Origin of the sequence: Parabacteroides sp. 20_3 (genome assembly GCF_964238835.1) — a bacterium.
In the GTDB taxonomy this organism is placed as follows: domain Bacteria; phylum Bacteroidota; class Bacteroidia; order Bacteroidales; family Tannerellaceae; genus Parabacteroides; species Parabacteroides distasonis.
This window is the reverse complement of record NZ_CAXSNO010000002.1, coordinates 63731-83864: the sequence shown is the minus strand read 5'-3', so window position 1 is coordinate 83864 and position 20134 is coordinate 63731. Positions and strand designations below refer to the sequence as shown.

Genomic DNA, 20134 nt, shown 5'->3' with positions numbered 1-20134 from the left:
GCGGGCGATAGTTCGGTGGGCTGAATGGTATGTATGTACTCATGATAAAAAGATAAAGGCTTGCCGTTTTGCGGTAAGCCTTTTTTGTTGATATTTATAATATAAAAATAAGATATAGTTATGTTGAGAATTGCGGTACAATCGAAGGGCCGTCTGTACGACGAGACCATGATGTTGCTTGAAGAAGCGGGTATTAAACTAAACAGGGGCAAACGCATTCTGTTATTATCGGCAAAAGGTTTTCCGGTAGAGGTATTATTCCTTCGTGATGATGATATTCCTCAGTCTGTGGCTAACGGTGTGGCGGATATTGGTATTGTCGGAGAGAACGAGTACGTGGAGAAAGGGCAAGAGGCGAAATTGATCAAGCGTCTGGGCTTTAGTAAGTGCCGTCTATCCTTAGCTATCCCCAAAGATGAGGAATATAAGGGAGCTGAATGGTTTGAGGGAAAAACGATCGCTACTTCCTATCCCGTGATCCTACGGTCTTTCTTAGAGGAGAGAGGCGTGAAGGCGGATATTCATGTAATCAGCGGCTCTGTGGAAATCGCCCCGGGCATTGGTTTGGCGGACGCTATCTTTGATATCGTAAGCTCCGGTAGCACTTTGGTAAGCAATCAATTGAGAGAAGTGGAGGTAGTCCTTCCTTGTGAGGCTTTATTGATCGCTAACAATAATCTATCCAAAGAGAAACTGGAGATATTGGATGAGCTTCTATTCCGCTTCGAGGCGATTCAAGTCGCCGAGGGCAAGAAGTACGTGTTGCTGAACGCTCCGAAAGAAAAGCTGGATGAGATTATCGAGGTGCTTCCCGGTATGAAGAGCCCGACCATAACGCCTTTGGCAAACGATGAATGGGTCTCTGTTCAATCCGTGATCGCCGAGAAGCATTTCTGGGAAATTATTGGTAAACTAAAATCATTGGGGGCTGAAGGTATCTTAGTGCTTCCGATCGAGAAAATGATTGTATAATATGGAGATTATAAAATATCCCGGACGTGAGGAATGGAGCTCACTAATCAAACGTCCCGCATTAGATGTAACCACCTTGTTCGATACGGTCCGTACGGTATTGGACGAGGTACGCGAGCAGGGTGACACTGCCGTAAAAGCGTATGAGGAAAAGTTTGATAAAGTGCTCCTTTCTTCCCTTCAAGTCTCGGAAGAGGAGATGCGGGAAGCGGATGCCTTGGTCGCTGAGGACTTGAAACAGGCGATCCGTACGGCAAAGGCGAATATCGAGAAGTTCCATGCCTCACAGCGTTTCGAGGGAAAGAAAGTGGAGACTACCCCGGGAGTCACTTGTTGGCAGAAAGCGGTAGCGATCGAGAAAGTCGGTTTATATATTCCGGGCGGAACGGCGCCTTTGTTTTCCACGGTATTGATGTTGGCAGTGCCCGCACGTATCGCCGGCTGCAAGGAGATCGTATTATGTACGCCACCGAACCGGGAAGGGAAAGTACATCCCGCTATCCTGTTCGCCGCAGAGGTCGCAGGTGTAAGTAAGATATTCAAGGCTGGAGGAATCCAAGCGATAGCGGCGATGGCCTATGGGACGGAATCGGTCCCCAAGGTGTATAAGATCTTTGGCCCCGGTAATCAATACGTGACGGCGGCGAAGCAATTAGTAAGCCTAAAAGAAGTCGCCATCGATATGCCCGCCGGACCATCCGAGGTAGAGGTGATCGCAGACGAGACAGCAAATCCCGATTTTATCGCCGCCGATTTCCTCTCGCAGGCCGAGCATGGGGTGGATAGCCAAGCGATCCTCGTAACCGCTTCGGAAACGATCGTGGAACCCGTGGCCCGTGCCATCCAAGAGCAACTCGATCGTTTGCCTCGAAAGGAAATTACCGAGAAATCATTAGCGCACAGCCGTATCATCGTATTGAAAGATTCGCAGGAAGTCGTAGACTTCACGAACCAATACGCTCCCGAACACTTGATTATCCAGACGGCGGATTACACCGCTATCGCGGAGCGAATCGAGAACGCTGGCAGTGTCTTTATGGGTCCATATACTCCGGAAAGCGCAGGCGATTATGCTTCCGGCACGAATCATACCTTGCCGACCAACGGTTATGCCAAGGCATATAGCGGCGTAAACTTGGATAGCTTCATCAAGAAGATCACTTTCCAAGAGATCTCTTCCGATGGTATCCGTGCCTTGGGTAGCACGATCCAAACCATGGCGGCCAACGAGCATCTGGATGCTCACCGCAACGCAGTAACAATTAGATTGAACACGATATGAAAGACCTGAAAGATTTAGTAAGACCGAATGTCTGGAATTTGAAACCGTATTCATCCGCACGTGATGAGTTTCATGGGGATGCCTCCGTTTTTCTGGACGCGAATGAGAATCCGTGGAATGTGCCGTATAACCGTTATCCCGATCCCTTGCAGTGGAAATTGAAGGATCGTCTGGCCGTACTGAAAGGCGTGGATCGTAACTCGATCTTCTTGGGCAATGGCAGCGACGAGGCCATCGATCTGGTGATCCGTGCCTTTTGCGAGCCGGGGTTGGATAGTGTGGTGACGATCTCGCCGTCGTATGGTATGTATGAGGTGGCTGCGGATGTAAATAACGTGGAATGCCGCAAGGTCTCTTTGGATGAGAATTTCGACTTGGACGCTGACCGAGTGTTGGAATCGGCGGACGAGTGGACTAAAGTGATCTTCCTATGTTCCCCGAATAACCCCAGTGGCAACAGTCTGGATCGTGGCTCGATCTATAAGATCTTGAAGAATTATGAAGGAATCGTGGTGATCGATGAGGCTTATATCGACTTCTCCGCTTATCCCTCTTTCTTAAAGGAATTATCGGGATTCCCAAACCTGATCGTTCTTCAAACCTTGTCGAAAGCGTGGGGAGCGGCGGGTATTCGTTTGGGTATGGCATTTGCCTCTCCGGAGATTATCGGAGTCTTGAATAAGATCAAATATCCGTATAACGTCAACCAACTTACGCAGGAGAAAGCTTTGGAGCTTTTGAACGACGAGGCGACCATGAAACACCAAATGAACGAGATTCTCACGGAGCGTAACCGGCTGGAGAAGATCCTGTCCGAGCCTCCTTTCTCCTATCAAGTATATCCTTCGGACGCTAATTTCTTGTTGGTGAATGTCGCCAAGGCGGATGCCATGTATAATGGGCTCGTGAAGAAAGGGATCGTAGTGCGTAACCGTAGCAACGTGCAGAAATGCCGGGGTTGCCTTCGTATTACGATCGGTACGCCGAAAGAGAATGATAGCTTATTGAACGCGATGAAAAACATGAAATTATGAGCACGAGGAAAAGAGCGTTGTTTATCGATCGGGACGGCACGCTTGTAAAAGAGCCGCCCGTAGATTATCAATTGGATAGCTTGGAGAAACTAGAGTTTGTCCCGAAGGTGATGCGTAACCTCTATTTCATTCGTGAGCGGTTGGATTTCGAGTTCGTGATGGTCTCCAACCAAGACGGGCTGGGTACGCCCTCTTTCCCGGAGGAGACTTTCTGGCCTGCCCATAACTTGATCCTAAAAACACTGGAAGGCGAGGGGATCGTGTTTGATGATATATTGATCGATCCTTCCTTTCCCGAGGATAATTCTCCGAATCGTAAGCCTCGTACAGGAATGCTTACGAAATATATGACAGGTGAATACGATCTGGAGAATAGTTTCGTGATCGGGGATCGCCTTACGGATATGGAGTTGGCCCATAATCTGGGCGCTAAAGGTATCTGGTTGCGCCCGGAGGAGGGAGCGGAGAGTGAGTTGGCGGCTTACGCTACCTCATTGTCTCCCGCCTATATCACGGATGATTGGGATAAAATCACCGAGTATCTGTTTGCTGGCGAGCGTCGTGCTGTCGTACGGCGTGCCACGAAGGAGACGGATATTTATGTGGACTGGAATCTGGATGGAACCGGAAAGACATCGATCTCTACCGGGCTTGGTTTCTTCGATCATATGTTGGACCAGATCGGTAAGCATTCCGGTACGGACCTGACGGTACGGGTAAAAGGCGACTTGGAAGTCGATGAGCATCATACGATAGAGGACACGGCGATCGCCCTTGGCGAGGCCATGCTGAAAGCGCTGGGTGATAAGCGAGGGATCGAGCGTTATGGGTATTGCCTTCCGATGGACGACTGCTTGTGTAGCGTGGCGCTGGATTTCGGTGGCCGTCCTTGGTTGGTTTGGGACGCTGAGTTCCACCGTGAGAAAGTAGGGGATATGCCTACGGAGATGTTCCTCCATTTCTTCAAGAGCTTGAGCGACGCTGCCCGCATGAATTTGAATATCCGTGCCGAGGGTACGAACGAGCATCATAAGATAGAAGGTATCTTCAAGGCTTTGGCCCGCTCGATCAAGATGGCGATCCGACGAGATATTTATCGGTTTGAGCTACCGAGTACGAAAGGGCTCTTGTAATCTGTAAAAAACACTACTGTATTTGTGCACGAATACAGTAGTGTTTTAGTCTGAATACTATTGTGTTTATCCACAAACACTATAGTGTTTTCGACTCAGATTCTATGACATCAGATAAACCGATAAAAGCCTATAGAGGATATTCCTCGAAAGCATATAGAACCGTGGAGAGATACCTTTCTCCTGTGTCCGGAAGCAACGCCACGATCGTTTTTCCCTCATTCTCCGGAAGTTTAGCTAGTTCCACGGCGGCGTATACAGCGGCGCCGGAAGATATTCCTACCAGCAACCCTTCCTTCCCGGCCAGTTCGCGGCTGGTACGGATAGCGTCATCGTTCGTTACTTGCAGGATATTGTCAACTACCTCCCCGTTGTAGGTCTTGGGGATAAAGCCGGCTCCGATGCCCTGTATCTTGTGCGGGCCGGGCTTGCCTCCGGAAAGTACCGGTGAATCGCTAGGCTCTACCGCTACGATTTGTACGTTCGGGTTGTGAGCTTTCAATCCGGCACCGACACCGCTGACCGTGCCTCCGGTTCCTACGCCGGCTACAAACAGATCGACTTTACCATCCGTATCACGCCAGATCTCTTCGGCGGTCGTACGGATATGTACGGCCGGGTTAGCGGGATTCTCGAATTGTTGTAGGATGATGGAACCGGGAGTCGCGTCACGCAGTTCCTCCGCTTTGGCGATGGCTCCTTTCATGCCTTCCACCCCGGGGGTGAGGACGAGCCGGGCACCTAACGCTTTCAATAAATTACGACGCTCGGCACTCATGGTATCCGGCATGGTCAGGATTAATTTGTAGCCTTTCGAGGCGGAGACAAAAGCGAGTCCGACTCCGGTATTACCGCTGGTCGGTTCGATAATGGTAGCGCCGGGTTTCAACAAGCCTTTAGCCTCGGCGTCCTCGATCATCGCCAAGGCGATGCGGTCTTTTACGCTACCAGCCGGGTTGAAATATTCCAGCTTGCCGATTACTTGGGCTTTAAGGCCCTTGCTTGCGTTGAATTTAGAGAACTCCAACAGGGGAGTGTTGCCGACAAGGTCGGTCAGTTGTCTTGCTATTCTTGCCATATACAAATGAATTTTGTTGTTTCTGGATTCTTTTATTTATATGACAAAGATAGTGGATGGATTGTTTACGGCATATACCATAAACCGGGTATTTTTTTACCTCCTTCTATGCGTCACGCACAAAAGGAGGTTACAATCATAATTATATACAAGTCTGAAAGGACTATCTTTAATGTCTGCCTCCTCCTAAGGCTTGGTAGAGGTTTACGGTGGCTTGAAGCTCGTCAAAACGATCCGTTACTTGGGAGAGCTGGGCGCTGAGCAGGGTTTGCTGTGCCGTGAGCACTTCCAGATAAGTGGTGTTTCCATGCGTCATCAGCAATTGGGTGCTACGGACGGCATCTTCAAGCGATTCGATTTGGTGTGTACGCAAGTCGATCTTTCCCTTTGCGGTCTGGGCTTGGGTAAGTGCGTCGTTCACCTCTTTTCCGGCGTTGAGCACGGTTTGTTGGAAAGTGAGCTTGGCCTCTTCTTGCTGCGCTTTCGCTATTTTCAATTGGGCGATATTCGCTCCTTTGTTAAATAGCGGTTGCGTGAGGGAGCCGACCGCCGATAGTAATAGTTTACCCGGATTTACGATGTAACTACCTGCGCTGTTTGTCCATCCCGCACTGCCGCTAAGACGTAGCGAGGGATAAAAATTGGAGCGTGCGGAGGCTGTCCCGTAGAACGCTTGCGCTAATGCGTACTCGGCGCTACGTACATCCGGACGGTTCGAGAGCATCTGTACCGGGATACCGATAGCCAGATCCGGGGTTAAGGATTGGTCTTCCAACCTTCCTCGCTCAATATCCTGAGGTGTCTCTCCCAATAAGACGGCAAGCGTATTCTCGGTCTCCCGGATGGTCTGTTCCAGATCTTTAACAGAGGTCTCGATGGAGTAGCAAGTAGCCTCGGTTTGCGATACGGCCGCCTCGGTAGTCATGCCGGCTGCCATTAATGCTTGGGTGGCACGAAGGCTTTCTTGCCATTTCACGGCGGTTTCTGTCGTGATCTCGTATTGCCGATCCAGCATCAATAAGGTGTAATACAGGTTGGCGATATTGGCGATCAGTTGTGTTTGTACGGCTTGGCTATACGCTTGGCTTTGCGACAAGGCGGCTTTTGCTTGTCGTTTGGCGTTTGTCAGCCGGCCGAAGATATCGATCTCCCAACTGGCCGATACCGGGACGTTGTATGTCCACGACGCTTTTGCCTTATTGAAACTACTTGTCGTGCCCTGCGGATCTAGGGAGAGCGACGGGAGGTAGGAGAGGCGGGAGGTCATTAACGCCGCCTCGGCTTCTTGCACCTTTAGATGGGCAATCCGCAGATCTGTATTATTGGCTAATCCCCGTTCGATCAAGGATTGCAAGGCCGGATCGGTGAACAGGTCTCGCCAACTGATATTCCCGATGGAGAAGGTGTCTGCCGGGGCTATCTCCTCCCGGTATAGATTCTCCGGGAGGGTGGTGACAGGCTCGTATTTCTTGTAAATGCCGCAGCTGTTCAACGCTAGCGTCGCTACGGCAAAGAGTATGATGTTATTCTTCATATACATTATATATATATACAACTGGATAGATTATTTCTTGCTATCTAAATATTCTTTTCTTTCTTCGGCGGCCTCTTTTACCTCTTCTTGCACCTGCCAATCAAGGGAACGCTCGAATTGGATCGGGCGTAGTTTCTCTTGCAGGTATTGGAACGTGATGAATAAGCAAGGCACGATAAATAACAAAGCCAATGTACCGATCAACATACCGCCAACGGCACCGGTTCCCAACGAGCGGTTTCCATTAGCGCCTACGCCGTTGGAAACGATCAATGGCAGCAAACCGAATATCATCGTAAGAGCGGTCATCAAGATCGGGCGCAGACGAACCTTTGCCGCGCTAAGAGCGGCTGAAGTCAGGCTCATACCGGACAGGCGGCGTTGGGTAGCGTACTCTGTCAATAAGATGGCGGTCTTCGCCAACAATCCGATCAACATGATCAAACCGGTTTGCAGATAAATGTTATTCTCCAATCCCATGAACTTAGCGAACAAGAAACTACCCATCAAACCCATCGGTACGGAAAGAATCACGGCGAAAGGAACAAGGAAACTCTCGTACAAGGCACTTAGGATCAAATAAATCATCAAGATACAGATACCGAAGATGATAATGGTCGTATTACTCTGCTGGTTCTCCTCACGGGTGATACTACCGAAGTCGTAGCCATACCCTTTCGGGAGCGAAGTGGCCGCTGTCTCTTTTACCGCCTTGATAGCATCCCCGGAGCTATATCCATTGGCCGGTACGGCATTGACGGCGATCGAATTATACATGTTGAAACGGGCTAGAGATTCGGCACCGTATACCTTGGTCAAGGTGATAAACTGACTAAGCGGTGCCATCTCGCCGTTCGACATGCGTACGAACGTATTATTCAAGGAGGCCTCATCCAGACGATATTTAGGATCGGACTGTATCATCACCTTATACACCTTCGAGAAACGGTTGATATTCGACACATATTGCCCTCCGTAATAACCGGAAAGGGTTGATAGAACAGCATCCGGAGTGATTCCGGCCCGTTTGCATTTCGCTGCGTCCACATCCACGCGCCATTGCGGGTACTTGATATCGAAGGTAGAGTAAGCCGTAGCGATCTCGGGCCGTTCACGCAAGGCGGCGAGATATTGCTGGGTCGTGTTAAAGAAGGTCGTTAAGTCTCCACCGGCCTTGTCTTGCGTATGCATTTCCAATGCGTTACCCATACCATATCCGGGGATCATGGCCGGGGCGATGGCGAAAATCGTAGCGTCCTTGATATCTGCCGTACGGCCATATACCTGTCCGATCACGGCTTGTACGTTATCTTCCTTGTCCGGGCGCTCATCCCAATGTTTTAGTTTCAAGATGAACATACCGAAAGAGCTACCTTGTCCGGCCAGCAAACCATAACCGGAAACCTTGGAATAAGATTGAAGCTGTGGAATCTGGTTGATCCGTTGCTCGATATTCGTCATGATCTTGTTAGTCGTAGCCAAGGAGCTTCCGGAGGCCGTACTTACGTTGACAAAGACCGTACCTTGATCCTCATCGGGCACCAAGCTGGATTTTGTCGTGTTCATCAAGACGATAAGTAATACGATGGAGCATGCCAATAAAGACCAAGCCAGCCATTTCCGCTTGATAAAGAACAACACCCCGTGCTTATATTTCTTGATGACCGAATCGAATGCGGCGTTGAACGCCTTACGGAAACGTGCGGCGAAGTTATTCTTTTGGGTGCCGTCCTCGTTGATGTAAGGCTTCAATAAGATAGCGCAAAGCGCCGGGCTTAACGTTAACGCATTAACGGTAGAGATACCTACGGCCGCTGCCATCGTCAAGCCGAACTGCGTATAGAACGTACCGGATGTACCGCTCATGAAGGATACCGGAATAAACACGCCCATAAATACCAATGAAGTAGAGACGATGGCGGATGTCAATCCTTTCATTGCGTCCATACTAGCCATATAAGAGGACTTATATCCAACGTCGAACCGAGCTTGGACTGCCTCGACGACAACGATCGCATCGTCCACCACCGTACCGATCACCAATACCAAAGCGAATAAAGTGATCAAGTTAATACTAAATCCGGCGACCGTCATAAAGGCGAACGTACCGATCAAGGAAACTACGATCGCTACCAACGGAATCAGCGTAGAACGGATATCCTGCAAGAAGACATATACCACAAGGATAACGAGGATAATGGCCTCTATCAAGGTTTTTACAACCTCATGGATCGAGGCGTACAAGAAATCATTCGTACTCATCAATTTTACGACCTCGATACCTTTCGGGAAGTCTTTCGAGGCTTCCTCAAGAAAAGCGTCGATCTTATTATTCACCTCCGTGGCGTTCGATCCGGCTGTCTGGAAAACCATACAGGAGATACCCGGCTTACCGTTTGTTTGTCCGATATAGGCATAACTCTCCTTTCCTAACTCAATGTCCGCTATCTCTTTTAGCTTCAATACCTCTCCATCCTCGGTGGAGCGGATCACGATCTCGCCGAATTCCTCCGGAGTAAGTAGGCGACCGCTATATTTCATGGTGTACTGATACGTCTCGTCCGAGTTCTCGCCTAAAGAACCCGTGGCGGACTCAATATTTTGCTCGGCCAACACGGAGGTCACGTCCGAGGGGATCAATTTGTATTGGGCCATAACGTCGGGCTTCATCCAGATACGCATACTGTAATCGCCACCCATAACCATCAACTCGCCGACTCCGGAGATACGAAGGATCTCTGGTTTCAGGTTGATGCTGATGTAATTACTGAGGAAGTTCTCGTCATAAGAACCGTCCGGGCTATAGAGCGAGAAGATCTGTAACATACTGGTCTGGCGCTTGGAAGTCGTGACACCTACTTGGGTAACCTCGGCCGGCAATTGCCCGGTCGCTTTCGATACACGGTTCTGTACGTTTACGGCGGCCATGTCCGGATCGGTTCCTTGTTGGAAATAGATCGTGATCGTGGCGGTACCGGAGTTGGTAGCCGTGGAGGTCATGTAGGTCATATCTTCCACGCCGTTGATCGCCTCTTCCAAAGGGGCTACGACACTTTTCTGCATGGTCTCGGCATTCGCCCCGAAGTAAGTCGTACTGACCATAACGGTAGGAGGGGCGATATCCGGATATTGTTCTACGGGCAAGGTGAAAAGCCCGATGATACCCGCTACCATAATCGTGATGGAAATCACGGCGGAGAGTACGGGGCGTTCTATAAATGTGCTAACTTTCATTGTTCTTAATTTTGTTTTACTTCAATCGGTGTTCCTTCACGTAATAAACCCACGCCTTCGGCTACGATCACGTCACCGCTATTCAATCCGGCGTTTACGATATACTCTTGTCCTCCGTTCACACGGGTAACTTCTACAGGGGCGGATTGCGTCTTTCCGTCTACTACCTTGAAGACAAATACCCGGTCTTGGATCTCGAACGTGGCGGCTTGGGGAATTACTACGCAGTTATCGTATGTAACCGGAATGATCACATTCCCGGAGCCTCCGCTATTCAATAATTGCTCCTCGTTCGGGAACGCTGCACGCAAGCTGACCGTTCCGGTGTTTTGATCGATAACGCCGCTGATCGTCTCGATCTTCCCCGTTTGGGGATAAAGCGATTTATCGTTCAACTGAAGCTCGATCTCGGGCATATTCTCCAAGGCTTTGTCTTTCGAGCCGTATTGACGGGTCAAGGCCAATAGCTGGTTCTCGGTCATGGAGAAATACACATACATTTCGGAATTGTCCGATACCGTGGTGAGCGGTTTGGGTAGGCTTGCGCTTACTAATGCGCCTACACGATAAGGCAGGGTTCCGATGACGCCGTTCGAGGGGCTTTTCACTTCCGTGTAAGAAAGGTTGTTACGGGCGTTCACCTCTTGTGCCTCCGCTTGGGCTAATTGGGCTTTTGCCGAGAGTAGTGTGTTGTAGGCGGTCTTTAGGTCGAACTCGGAAACTACTTTGTTCTTATACAATTCTTGTTTACTCTCGTAGGTCAGTTGCGCTGTCGCTACAGATGCCTTAGCGGCCTCTACGTTCGCAATGGCGGTGTTTAAGGCCGCTTCATAAGGAACTTGATCAATAATAAATAGGACTTGTCCTTTTTTTACGCTCTCGCCTTCTGCTACGCAAAGCTTTGTAATAAAACCGGATACTTGCGGATAAATATCAATATCCTGTTTTCCTCGTATACTCGCCGAGTAATTATTGGATAAAGTTTTCTCCGAAGTGAATACGGTCATTGTCGCATACCCTGAACTTTGTTGGATTACAGGGCTTTGTTTACACCCAACAGCTACGATACACCATAAGGCGATCGCAGTCTTCATCAATCGATTTTGCTTTTTCATCTTAACTAATACCTATATTTTCGGATGCAAAGCTACTCGCTTATCGGCGAACCATTGTTTCCACAATGAGGCGATGATTGTTCATTTTGAGATGGAATGATCCGTTATATGCTAATGATCTCTTATATTCGCGGGCAAAATAGTAGACATATGAATCCATTTGAGATAGAGAGAGGAGAGTCGTTCATAATAGGCGATTCCGATTTGAGGGAGTTATTGGATCGTCCTTACAAGAGCGGATATGGCATGATCTTATTTTGCTATAAAGGAACGGCGAATATATCCGTCGATTTGAGCCGATGGGATATCCGGCGCAACACGGTGATCGTATTGATACCGGATACGATCCTGACGTTGAATGCGAGTAGCGAGGATTTCAAGGTACAATATATATCCTTTTCGAAGGTCTTGTTCGACGAGGCCGTATTCCGGCTGGATCCGCCCTTTTTCCGCTTCATAAAGGATAGCCCTTGCTATACGCATCCCGCCGATCAGGAGGAGACCATAAATGTGATCATCCGGCTGTTTTGGCTGATTTACATGGATCGGAATAACGTGTACCGTGATATGATCGTGAAAAACCAGTTGCAATGCTTCTTCCTTAATATGTATGATAAGACAAGGTACTCCTTTTCGAGCCGCCAGCAAAATGGGTGCAACCGTGGGGAGGAGTTGTTCCATAAGTTCATCAATTGCATCCATGCCCATTATCTCGACCAGAAAGAGGTCTCTTTCTATGCGAACGAGCTTTGTATCTCTCCCCGTTATCTCTCCACTATCACCCGGCAAGTGGCGGGCGAGTCGGCGAAGACCATTATAGACCGGCATATCATATTGGAGACAAAGGTGTTGTTGCGTACCACGGAAATGACCGTGCAGGAGATAACGAACCACTTGAACTTTCCCAGCCAATCCTATCTGGGACGGTATTTCAAGAAGCATACCGGGGAGTCACCCATAGAGTATCGAATGAAAAGGAAGTGATATGTCTTTTTGTAGATATGGTTGACTCTTAAAGAATCAACCATATCTACAAAAAGACACCATGGAAGTTTGTTCTTATAAAGCCGTGGAAGCCTTTTCCGTTTGCCCTTGATCGAACGTATCCGTGATTAAGGTAAGGGCACCATCTCCCGTCACGTTGCAAGCCGTACCGAAGCTGTCTTGCAAAGCGAATATCGTAAGCAATAATGCCGTTCCTGCCTCGTCGAAACCTAGAATAGCGATGATCAAGCCCAATGAGGCGAGCACCGTACCGCCCGGTACGCCGGGAGCGCCGATTGCGAAGAAACCAAGCAAGATGATAAATACGAGCATCGTCGTGAAGTCCGGCATACTTCCATATAATATTTGTGAGACGGTCAATACGAAAAACACTTCCGTCAAGATAGAGCCGCATAGATGGATGTTCGCGAACAGGGGGACAGTCACGTCGATTACTTCCTCTCGCAAAATCTTGCTTTTCTTGGCGCAGGTCAAGGCCGTGCCCAAGGTGGCGGCGGACGACATGGTGCCTAAGGCTGTCAAATAAGCGGGTCCGTAGTATTTCAATACGCCCCAGCTATTTTTCCGGGAGTAAATCGATGCGACTACATACAGTAAGGTCAACCAGATGTAATGGCAAATGATGACAATCAACAGGACGGATAAAAAGATAGGCAACTGCTTCGTAATCGCCCCCTCATAACTAAGAACGCAGAAATTCGCTGCGATGAAAAGCGGCAGGACCGGCATCAAGACCCGTTCTACCAATTTAAGTACCATGTTCTGGAATACTTCCAGCAACCTCTCCATCTCCTCGGATTTAACCCATGCGGTAGAAAGTCCCAGCATCACGGCCAATACCAATGCCGACATAACGCTCATCACTGGCGGAATCTCTAGATTAAACAACATGGGAGGGATGTCTTTTAGACCTTCCGAGGCGGTTTGAATATGCAAATGAGGTATTAACTCGTAACCCACAACGGCGCCAAAGGTAGCGGCGCCAACCGATGACAGGTATGCGATACTAAAAGCGAATAATAAGACTTTGGATGCGTTGCTTTTTAAGCGGGCGATGGATGGTGCCACGAATCCTAGAATGATCAACGGAACCAAGAAGAAAATAATCTGTCCCGTAATTTGTTTTATGATCATGACCGCTTTTAACACAGGCTCGTTTACGACAAGCCCAACCAGAAGTCCGATCAAGACGGCCAGTATCAACCGTACGATCGTGTTGGAAAGAATCTTTTTCAGCATATTCGGATGTTTTTATTTTTCAATGACAGCAAATATAAGATATTTTCTTGTGTGAATGGGTGAGTGGACAATTTTGATTACTTTTGTTTGATGAAAACAAGATCGTTGGTTTGTATTTTATAATCAAGTAATATGAAAAACATGAGACAAGCTTTACTGGTAGCGGGCTGTTTATTGGCTACCACTACGTTATTTGCCCAGACCGAGAAAGGGGATTGGGCTCAGTTTGGTCGTTACGCGGAGGCTAACAAGACCGTGAAAGTTCCTTCGAACGTGGTATTTATGGGGAACTCCATTACAGACGGATGGTGGCCGGCGGATTCGACCTTCTTTATCCAGAATAATTTCGTAGACCGTGGGATCAGCGGACAGACAACCTCGGAAATGTTAGTTCGTTTTCGCCAAGACGTTATTAATTTGAAACCGAAAGCAGTGGTAATCATGGCGGGTATCAATGATATCGCCCACAATAACGGCGTGATCGCTTTAGAGAACGTGTATGGTAACTTGGTCTCCATGGCGGAATTGGCGAAAGTAAATAATATAAAGGTGATTTTTTGTTCCGTGATGCCGGCATACGATTTTCCTTGGAGACCGGGTATGAAGCCGGCCGATAAGGTTATCCAGCTCAATAAGTGGATCAAGGAGTATGCGGATAAGAATGGCTTGACGTACGTGGATTATCATTCCGCCATGAAAGATGAGCGAAACGGATTGCCCGCTAACCTGTCGAAAGATGGTGTGCATCCGACCTTGGAAGGCTATAAGATCATGGAGAAGATCGTGCTGGAGGCCATTCATAAAACCGTAAAGTAAGCAGATGAGAAACTATTTATTGGCTTTATCTTGTTGTACGGCTTTATCTTGTTGTACGCAAGTGGAAGTTTCCGAGGTATATACGGCGGCGGCAGAGAACTCTTTACGTGCTCCGGCCGTTCCTTTGGTCACGATCGATCCCTATACAAGCGCATGGTCGTTTGCCGATCAATTGAATGATGAGTCGGTACGGCATTGGACCGGCCGTGATTATCCGCTTCTAGGCGGTATACGAGTAGATGGTAAGTCATACCGTTTCATGGGAATGGACGATATACAGGTGACCTCGGTGATCGGTACGGCCTCGGATGGCCTATGGGAGGCCGATTATACGATGTCTCAGCCTGCCGGTGATTGGTTCGCCGAGGCTTATGATCCGAAAGGTTGGAAGCGGGGAAAAGCCGCTTTCGGAACGGAAGATAATCCGAATCGTTCCACGCATTGGTCCGCAGGCGATATCTGGGTACGTCGTACGTTTGACTGGCCCTCGGATGTGCGCAAGGATGCTCTTTACCTCCAATATTCGCACGATGATAATATCGAGGTGTATCTAAATGGAAAGCAAATCGCCGTGGCAGGGAACGGTCTGGACTATGATTTGCTGAAAGAGATACCGGAAGCGGTGGTGGAGAGCTTGAAACCTACGGGTAACGTATTGGCCGCTCATTGCCGGAACAATGGGGGAGGCGCTTATGTGGATATGGGAATCATGCGGAAGGTGAAACGAGGAGATACGTTCGATGAGAAAGCGATCCAGAAATCCGTGAACGTGATGCCTACGCAAACATTCTACACCTTTGAGTGCGGTGGTGTAAGTCTGGACTTGATTTTCACGGCTCCCTTCTTGCTGAATGATCTGGAAGCTATGACCTCTCCGTTTAATTATATAACCTATCAAGTCCGCTCCATCGATGGTAAAGATCACGACGTGCAATTATATATGGAAGCCACGCCGCAATGGGCCGTGAATACGATCGATCAAGAGGTGACTTTTGAGAAAACGGAAACCCCTAATTTAATTTACCTAAAGACAGGAACAATCGATCAAGAGGTTCTGGCGAAAACCGGGGATGATGTACGGATTGACTGGGGATATTTCTATTTGGCTATCCCAAAGAAACCGGGAGTCTCCGCAACGATCGACGAGTATTATGCTACGAAGAAAGCTTTCATGACTACTGGTAATTTACCGGCTGGATCGCAAAGTATCTCTTCGGATATGCGTGAGCAAATGACAGTCCTCGCTTATACGGACCCGATCGGCAAGGTCTCCAAGGAAACCGTCTCCGGACATTTGATGATCGGTTACGATGATTTATATTCGATCCAGTATTTCCAAGACAACCGGATGCCTTATTGGAAGCACGACGGAAAGGTGGATATTCATCAGGCGTTTGAGAAAGGGGAGGCTTCTTACGAGGATCTGATGCGGCGTTGCGGTTCCTTTGATTCTTCTTTGATGAGCGAGACGAGTGCCGTAGGAGGGAAGAAGTACGCCGAGTTATGCGCTATCGCATATCGGCAGGCGATCGCCGCCCATAAGTTGGTGACTGATAAAGAAGGGACTCTCTTATTCCTCTCTAAAGAAAATTTCAGCAACGGTTCTATCGGAACGGTGGATATAACGTATCCTTCCGCTCCTTTATTCTTAGTGTACAATACGGATTTGTTGAAAGGAATGATGAACCCCATTTTCTATTATAGCGAGAGCGGACTGTGGAAGAAACCTTTCCCGGCTCACGACGTGGGTACATATCCGGTTGCGAACGGTCAGACCTACGGTGGCGATATGCCCGTGGAAGAAAGTGGTAATATGCTTGTGTTAGCGACCGCCATAGCGGTAGTGGATGGTAATGCCGATTATGCCGCCCAACATTGGGAGGTTTTGACTACATGGGCGAATTACTTGTTGAAGGAAGGCCTTGATCCGAAGAACCAACTTTGTACGGATGATTTCGCCGGGCATTTCGCCCATAACACGAATTTGTCTATCAAGGCAATTATGGGAGTTGCCGGCTACGGGAAATTGGCGGAGATGTTAGGCAAGACGGATATCGCTAGGCAATATACGGAAGCCGCCCGTGAGATGGCCGCTAAGTGGGTAAAAATGGCAGATGATGGCGATCATTACCGCTTGACTTTCGATAAGCCGGGTACTTGGAGCCAGAAATACAACTTGGTATGGGATCGCTTGCTGGACTTGAATATCTTCCCGAAAGAGGTTGCCGCTATGGAAATGGCTTATTACAAGACAAAGCAAAATAAATACGGTTTGCCGTTGGATAACCGGAAGGATTATACGAAGTCCGACTGGATTTTATGGTCCGCTTGTTTGACCGGATCGATGGAGGATTTTAATACGTTGATGATTCCGGTCTGGAACTATGCCAACGAGACGACTTCACGTGTTCCTCTAAGCGATTGGCATTTTACTTCTGATGGTACGCAACGAGGTTTTCAAGCCCGTTCGGTTGTCGGGGGATATTTTATGAAGATGCTGGAAAAGAAGCTAGGAAAATAATGTTATTCTAAGAAACGGAAGGGGGATGGCCTCCTTCCGTTTCTTAGTTTTGCGCATATGGATATTCACTGGGGGCGATGCCTGTGATCTTCTTAAATATAAGGCTGAAATACTGTACGTTCGGATAACCTAGTTGCCGTGCTACCAGAGCGGGAGTATTACCGTTTTTCAGTAGCATTGTCTTAGCCACACTCAACCGTTTGAACTGAAAATATTCCTCCAGCGTTTTGCCGGTCTCGAATCTTAACAGGTCGTTGAAGTAAGCGACAGAAAGATTCAGTTCTGCCGTACAATATTCGATGGTGGGTAGCTGGCCGTTCTCTAATTTGCCGGAAATGATATACTCGTCGAGGAGCCTTTCCAATTTCTCCAAGATAGCCTTGTTCTTATTCTCCCGGGTAATGAACTGTCGCTCATAATAGCGTGTACAATAATCCAATAATAATTCAATGTGGCGGGATAGAATGGTACCACTGTGTGTATCGATGGCATGGTGAAGCTCATCCTCGATGTTTTCCAGACAACACGTAACTTTGGCTGTCTCACGTTGGGAGAGATGTAGCGCCTCTTCCTTATTATAAGCGAAGAAGGTATAGTTCTTAATATGGTTGTCCAATGACGTGCGGAACAATAGGTCGGGATGGAACGCTAAAAGGTACCCTTTGTCGGGTAACGTATTATTCTCGCTCATACGGAAAATCTCACCGGGAGTAAGGAATACCATCGTAGCGTTGGAATAATCGTAATACTTACGTCCGCAACAATAACAACCGTCCGGGCAGTCTTCTATCAAGAGAATCGCATAGAACTCGAACTTTACGGCCTCTTGCTCTAGGTTCGGGCTCTCTAGATTGATGAGGCTTACTTGTGGGTGCAGCGTCTTGCATCCCAAGCACCGGTTACATTCATATACGGTCTTAATATCTAACATCTTCTTGAACGCCTTCTATAGATTCGTTGATAGACCGATCTGCGCACGGTATTCACTTGGCGTGTATCCTACCCGTTTCTTGAATAGCCGACAGAAGTGCTGCGGATATTGGAAACCGAGGGAATATGCGATTTGGCTGACTGTGTCCGCCGTGTCGGAGATACGTTCTTTGGCTAGCTCGATTACTTTCTCTTGGATGTATTCCTGCGGTGATTTGCCGGTTTCCTTCTTGAACATGTCACCGAAATAGTTCGATGAGAGGCAAAGCTTGTCGGCAAAGTATTTCACCGTAGGCAATCCGTCCTGTTCGGCGAGTGCACTTTCGAAATACTCATCCAATAGATTTTCGAAACGTGTCAGCACATCCCGGTTTGTCTTGCCTCGGGTGATGAACTGCCTTTCATAAAAACGCATACAATAATTAAGTAGCAGTTCGATATGGTTTACAAGTAAGGTTTTACTATGTTTATCCACGCCATGCTCCAGTTCCATACGGATAATCTTCAGGCAATCCATCACGATAGATCTTTCTTCTTCCGAGAGGTGTAACGCCTCGTTTACCTCGTAAGAAAAGAACGTATATTTCTTGATACTCTTTCCGAGTGACGTTCCACGCAGTAAATCGGGATGAAAAAGAATACCATGTGCGTTTACTTGGACTTTATCGGTGGTCGGGTTTGTTTCCGCTGTTTGCCCGGGGGCGAAGCAAACGATCGTGCCTTCTTGGTAATCGTATGTCTGGCGTCCGTATTTGATATCGCAGGCTTTCTCTAGTTTTAGATACAGCGCATAGATGCCGTAATTGAAGCGGATGAGATCTACACTACTCGTCGCTTTATTCAAATCTATGACACTGACAAGCGGATTTAGGGTTTCGAGGCCATATAGTTTGTTATATAGGTCTACACTATCTAAGTTAAGTATCTTATCCATAGCCGTACGTATTTAATCAATAATTTTGTATGCGAAAATAGAGGATAATTCATATATAGTTATAACCCTAATTACGGATTATATAACCATTGTTACGGATTATGTGTATTTACAGGTTTTCTGGCTGATTCCGCAAAACCTGTAATTGAGGTCATGACATCCGTAATTTATCTACAAAGGGATGCTATTTGAGCTTCTATCTTTGCCATCGTAAAAATAAACAAGGAACGACATGAAGAAGTCATTAAGAGAATTATGTACGGCAATAGCCATATGCTTTTGCGCTACGGGAAATCTGTTCGCTACAGACAATCAATTTAATACCGGTCATACAATGGACAAGAATTTGAATCTAACTAAGGAGTGGGATAAAGTATTCCCACAGAGTGACAAGGTGAGCCATAGTAAAGTTACTTTTCGTAATCGCTATGGCATTACGCTTGCCGCCGATATGTACAAACCCAAGCATGCGGATGGAAAATTGCCTGCTATCGCTATTAGCGGTCCGTTCGGTGCCGTGAAGGAACAATCCTCGGGTTTATATGCGCAGGAATTGGCGGAACGTGGATTTCTGACGATCGCTTTCGATCCATCATATACAGGCGAGAGTGGCGGAGAGCCTCGTTATGTAGCTTCTCCCGACATCAATACGGAAGATTTCTGTGCGGCCGTCGATTTCCTTTCGACACGTGATGATGTGGATGCGGAACATATCGGTATCCTCGGTATCTGCGGATGGGGAGGCATGGCTCTTAATGCGGCGGCTATCGATACTCGTATCAAAGCGACCGTTACCTCTACGATGTACGATATGAGCCGTGTGAACGCTAATGGCTATTTTGATGCGATGGATACCGACGCACGTTATGAATTGCGCAAGCAACTCAATGAACAGCGTACCGCTGACGCAAAGTACGACTCATATGCCCTTGCGGGAGGCTTACCCGATACGTTACCCGACGATGCGCCCCAATTCTTGAAAGACTACTACGCTTATTACAAGACGAAGCGTGGTTACCACAAGCGTTCGCTCAACTCGAATGGCGGATGGAACAAGACCTCGGCTTTATCTTTCATCAATATGCCTATACTCTCGTATAGTGACGAGATTCGTAGCGCCGTATTGATTATTCATGGCGAGAAAGCGCATTCACGTTACTTCAGCGAGGATGCTTTCAAGAAACTGAAAGGTGATAACAAGGAATTGCTAATTATACCCGGAGCGAATCATGTGGATTTGTACGATCAGATGAATGTCATTCCCTTCGATAAGATTGAACGGTTCTTTGTAGAAAACTTCAAATAAG

15 protein-coding genes are annotated in these 20134 nt (G+C 47.9%); 8 read left to right on the top strand and 7 right to left on the bottom strand.

Annotation, left to right across the window (positions count from 1 at the left end):
- Positions 1-120: 120 nt before the first annotated feature.
- From hisG to hisB, 4 genes are read left to right on the top strand one after another with little or no spacing between them, the layout of a single operon-like run.
- On the top strand, positions 121-972 hold the full coding sequence (gene hisG / locus ACESPU_RS04170; RefSeq protein ID WP_005857196.1) for an ATP phosphoribosyltransferase: 852 nt from the start codon (positions 121-123) through the stop codon (positions 970-972).
- A 1-nt stretch (position 973) separates the two neighbouring features.
- Positions 974-2254 (top strand): histidinol dehydrogenase, encoded by a 1281-nt coding sequence (hisD, locus tag ACESPU_RS04165; RefSeq protein ID WP_195473310.1) that lies wholly within the window; start codon positions 974-976, stop codon positions 2252-2254.
- On the top strand, positions 2251-3288 hold the full coding sequence (gene hisC, locus ACESPU_RS04160) for a histidinol-phosphate transaminase (protein ID WP_008772240.1): 1038 nt from the start codon (positions 2251-2253) through the stop codon (positions 3286-3288). The genes hisD and hisC overlap by 4 nt, the downstream gene beginning before the upstream one ends.
- Complete coding sequence (hisB, locus tag ACESPU_RS04155) at positions 3285-4421, top strand: bifunctional histidinol-phosphatase/imidazoleglycerol-phosphate dehydratase HisB (protein ID WP_008772239.1); 1137 nt, start codon at positions 3285-3287, stop codon at positions 4419-4421. The genes hisC and hisB overlap by 4 nt, the downstream gene beginning before the upstream one ends.
- A 130-nt stretch (positions 4422-4551) precedes the next feature.
- On the opposite strand, the gene cysK is transcribed toward hisB, so the two are convergent.
- The 4 genes from cysK to ACESPU_RS04135 form a co-directional block, all read right to left on the bottom strand.
- Complete coding sequence (gene cysK, locus ACESPU_RS04150) at positions 4552-5499, bottom strand: cysteine synthase A (RefSeq protein ID WP_211737900.1); 948 nt, start codon at positions 5497-5499, stop codon at positions 4552-4554.
- Between the two features lie 169 nt (positions 5500-5668).
- Complete coding sequence (locus tag ACESPU_RS04145) at positions 5669-7033, bottom strand: efflux transporter outer membrane subunit (RefSeq protein WP_373133148.1); 1365 nt, start codon at positions 7031-7033, stop codon at positions 5669-5671.
- Positions 7034-7063: 30 nt separating this feature from the next.
- Positions 7064-10267, bottom strand: coding sequence for an efflux RND transporter permease subunit (locus tag ACESPU_RS04140; RefSeq protein WP_373133147.1), 3204 nt, complete (start codon positions 10265-10267; stop codon positions 7064-7066).
- Positions 10268-10272: 5 nt separating this feature from the next.
- Positions 10273-11382: an efflux RND transporter periplasmic adaptor subunit gene (locus ACESPU_RS04135; protein WP_373133146.1), complete on the bottom strand. Its 1110-nt coding sequence runs from the start codon at positions 11380-11382 to the stop codon at positions 10273-10275.
- Positions 11383-11532: 150 nt separating this feature from the next.
- Between ACESPU_RS04135 and ACESPU_RS04130 the strand changes: the two genes are divergently transcribed.
- The gene (locus ACESPU_RS04130; protein WP_005857181.1) at positions 11533-12366 is read left to right on the top strand and encodes a helix-turn-helix domain-containing protein; all 834 of its coding nucleotides are present in this window, start codon (positions 11533-11535) and stop codon (positions 12364-12366) included.
- A gap of 75 nt (positions 12367-12441) precedes the next feature.
- On the opposite strand, the gene ACESPU_RS04125 is transcribed toward ACESPU_RS04130, so the two are convergent.
- Positions 12442-13626, bottom strand: coding sequence for a dicarboxylate/amino acid:cation symporter (locus tag ACESPU_RS04125; RefSeq protein ID WP_122297243.1), 1185 nt, complete (start codon positions 13624-13626; stop codon positions 12442-12444).
- A gap of 132 nt (positions 13627-13758) precedes the next feature.
- On the opposite strand from ACESPU_RS04125, the gene ACESPU_RS04120 reads away from it, so the two are divergent.
- Positions 13759-14442, top strand: a complete 684-nt coding sequence (locus ACESPU_RS04120; RefSeq protein ID WP_048927255.1) for an SGNH/GDSL hydrolase family protein — start codon at positions 13759-13761, stop codon at positions 14440-14442.
- 4 nt (positions 14443-14446) lie between these two features.
- Positions 14447-16963: a glutaminase domain-containing protein gene (locus ACESPU_RS04115; RefSeq protein WP_373133145.1), complete on the top strand. Its 2517-nt coding sequence runs from the start codon at positions 14447-14449 to the stop codon at positions 16961-16963.
- A 43-nt stretch (positions 16964-17006) separates the two neighbouring features.
- On the opposite strand, the gene ACESPU_RS04110 is transcribed toward ACESPU_RS04115, so the two are convergent.
- Both ACESPU_RS04110 and ACESPU_RS04105 read right to left on the bottom strand, forming a co-directional pair.
- Complete coding sequence (locus ACESPU_RS04110) at positions 17007-17894, bottom strand: AraC family transcriptional regulator (protein ID WP_048927257.1); 888 nt, start codon at positions 17892-17894, stop codon at positions 17007-17009.
- Positions 17895-17909: 15 nt separating this feature from the next.
- Complete coding sequence (locus ACESPU_RS04105) at positions 17910-18827, bottom strand: AraC family transcriptional regulator (protein ID WP_036615856.1); 918 nt, start codon at positions 18825-18827, stop codon at positions 17910-17912.
- Positions 18828-19059: 232 nt separating this feature from the next.
- Between ACESPU_RS04105 and ACESPU_RS04100 the strand changes: the two genes are divergently transcribed.
- Entirely contained in the window at positions 19060-20133 is a 1074-nt protein-coding gene (locus tag ACESPU_RS04100; RefSeq protein WP_048927258.1) for an alpha/beta hydrolase, read from the top strand.
- The last annotated feature ends 1 nt before the right edge of the window (position 20134 follow it).

What these genes read in the sequence shown, in the direction of transcription:
- ACESPU_RS04115 (WP_373133145.1), top strand. Translation starts at nt 14,447, where the DNA reads ATGAGAAACTATTTATTGGCTTTATCTTGTTGTACGGCTTTATCTTGT.
- ACESPU_RS04130 (WP_005857181.1), top strand. Translation starts at nt 11,533, where the DNA reads ATGAATCCATTTGAGATAGAGAGAGGAGAGTCGTTCATAATAGGCGAT.
- ACESPU_RS04110 (WP_048927257.1), bottom strand. Translation starts at nt 17,894, where the DNA reads ATGTTAGATATTAAGACCGTATATGAATGTAACCGGTGCTTGGGATGC.
- hisD (WP_195473310.1), top strand. Translation starts at nt 974, where the DNA reads ATGGAGATTATAAAATATCCCGGACGTGAGGAATGGAGCTCACTAATC.
- ACESPU_RS04100 (WP_048927258.1), top strand. Translation starts at nt 19,060, where the DNA reads ATGAAGAAGTCATTAAGAGAATTATGTACGGCAATAGCCATATGCTTT.
- cysK (WP_211737900.1), bottom strand. Translation starts at nt 5,499, where the DNA reads ATGGCAAGAATAGCAAGACAACTGACCGACCTTGTCGGCAACACTCCC.
- ACESPU_RS04140 (WP_373133147.1), bottom strand. Translation starts at nt 10,267, where the DNA reads ATGAAAGTTAGCACATTTATAGAACGCCCCGTACTCTCCGCCGTGATT.
- ACESPU_RS04145 (WP_373133148.1), bottom strand. Translation starts at nt 7,033, where the DNA reads ATGAAGAATAACATCATACTCTTTGCCGTAGCGACGCTAGCGTTGAAC.
- ACESPU_RS04125 (WP_122297243.1), bottom strand. Translation starts at nt 13,626, where the DNA reads ATGCTGAAAAAGATTCTTTCCAACACGATCGTACGGTTGATACTGGCC.
- hisB (WP_008772239.1), top strand. Translation starts at nt 3,285, where the DNA reads ATGAGCACGAGGAAAAGAGCGTTGTTTATCGATCGGGACGGCACGCTT.
- ACESPU_RS04120 (WP_048927255.1), top strand. Translation starts at nt 13,759, where the DNA reads ATGAAAAACATGAGACAAGCTTTACTGGTAGCGGGCTGTTTATTGGCT.
- hisG (WP_005857196.1), top strand. Translation starts at nt 121, where the DNA reads ATGTTGAGAATTGCGGTACAATCGAAGGGCCGTCTGTACGACGAGACC.
- ACESPU_RS04105 (WP_036615856.1), bottom strand. Translation starts at nt 18,827, where the DNA reads ATGGATAAGATACTTAACTTAGATAGTGTAGACCTATATAACAAACTA.
- ACESPU_RS04135 (WP_373133146.1), bottom strand. Translation starts at nt 11,382, where the DNA reads ATGAAAAAGCAAAATCGATTGATGAAGACTGCGATCGCCTTATGGTGT.
- hisC (WP_008772240.1), top strand. Translation starts at nt 2,251, where the DNA reads ATGAAAGACCTGAAAGATTTAGTAAGACCGAATGTCTGGAATTTGAAA.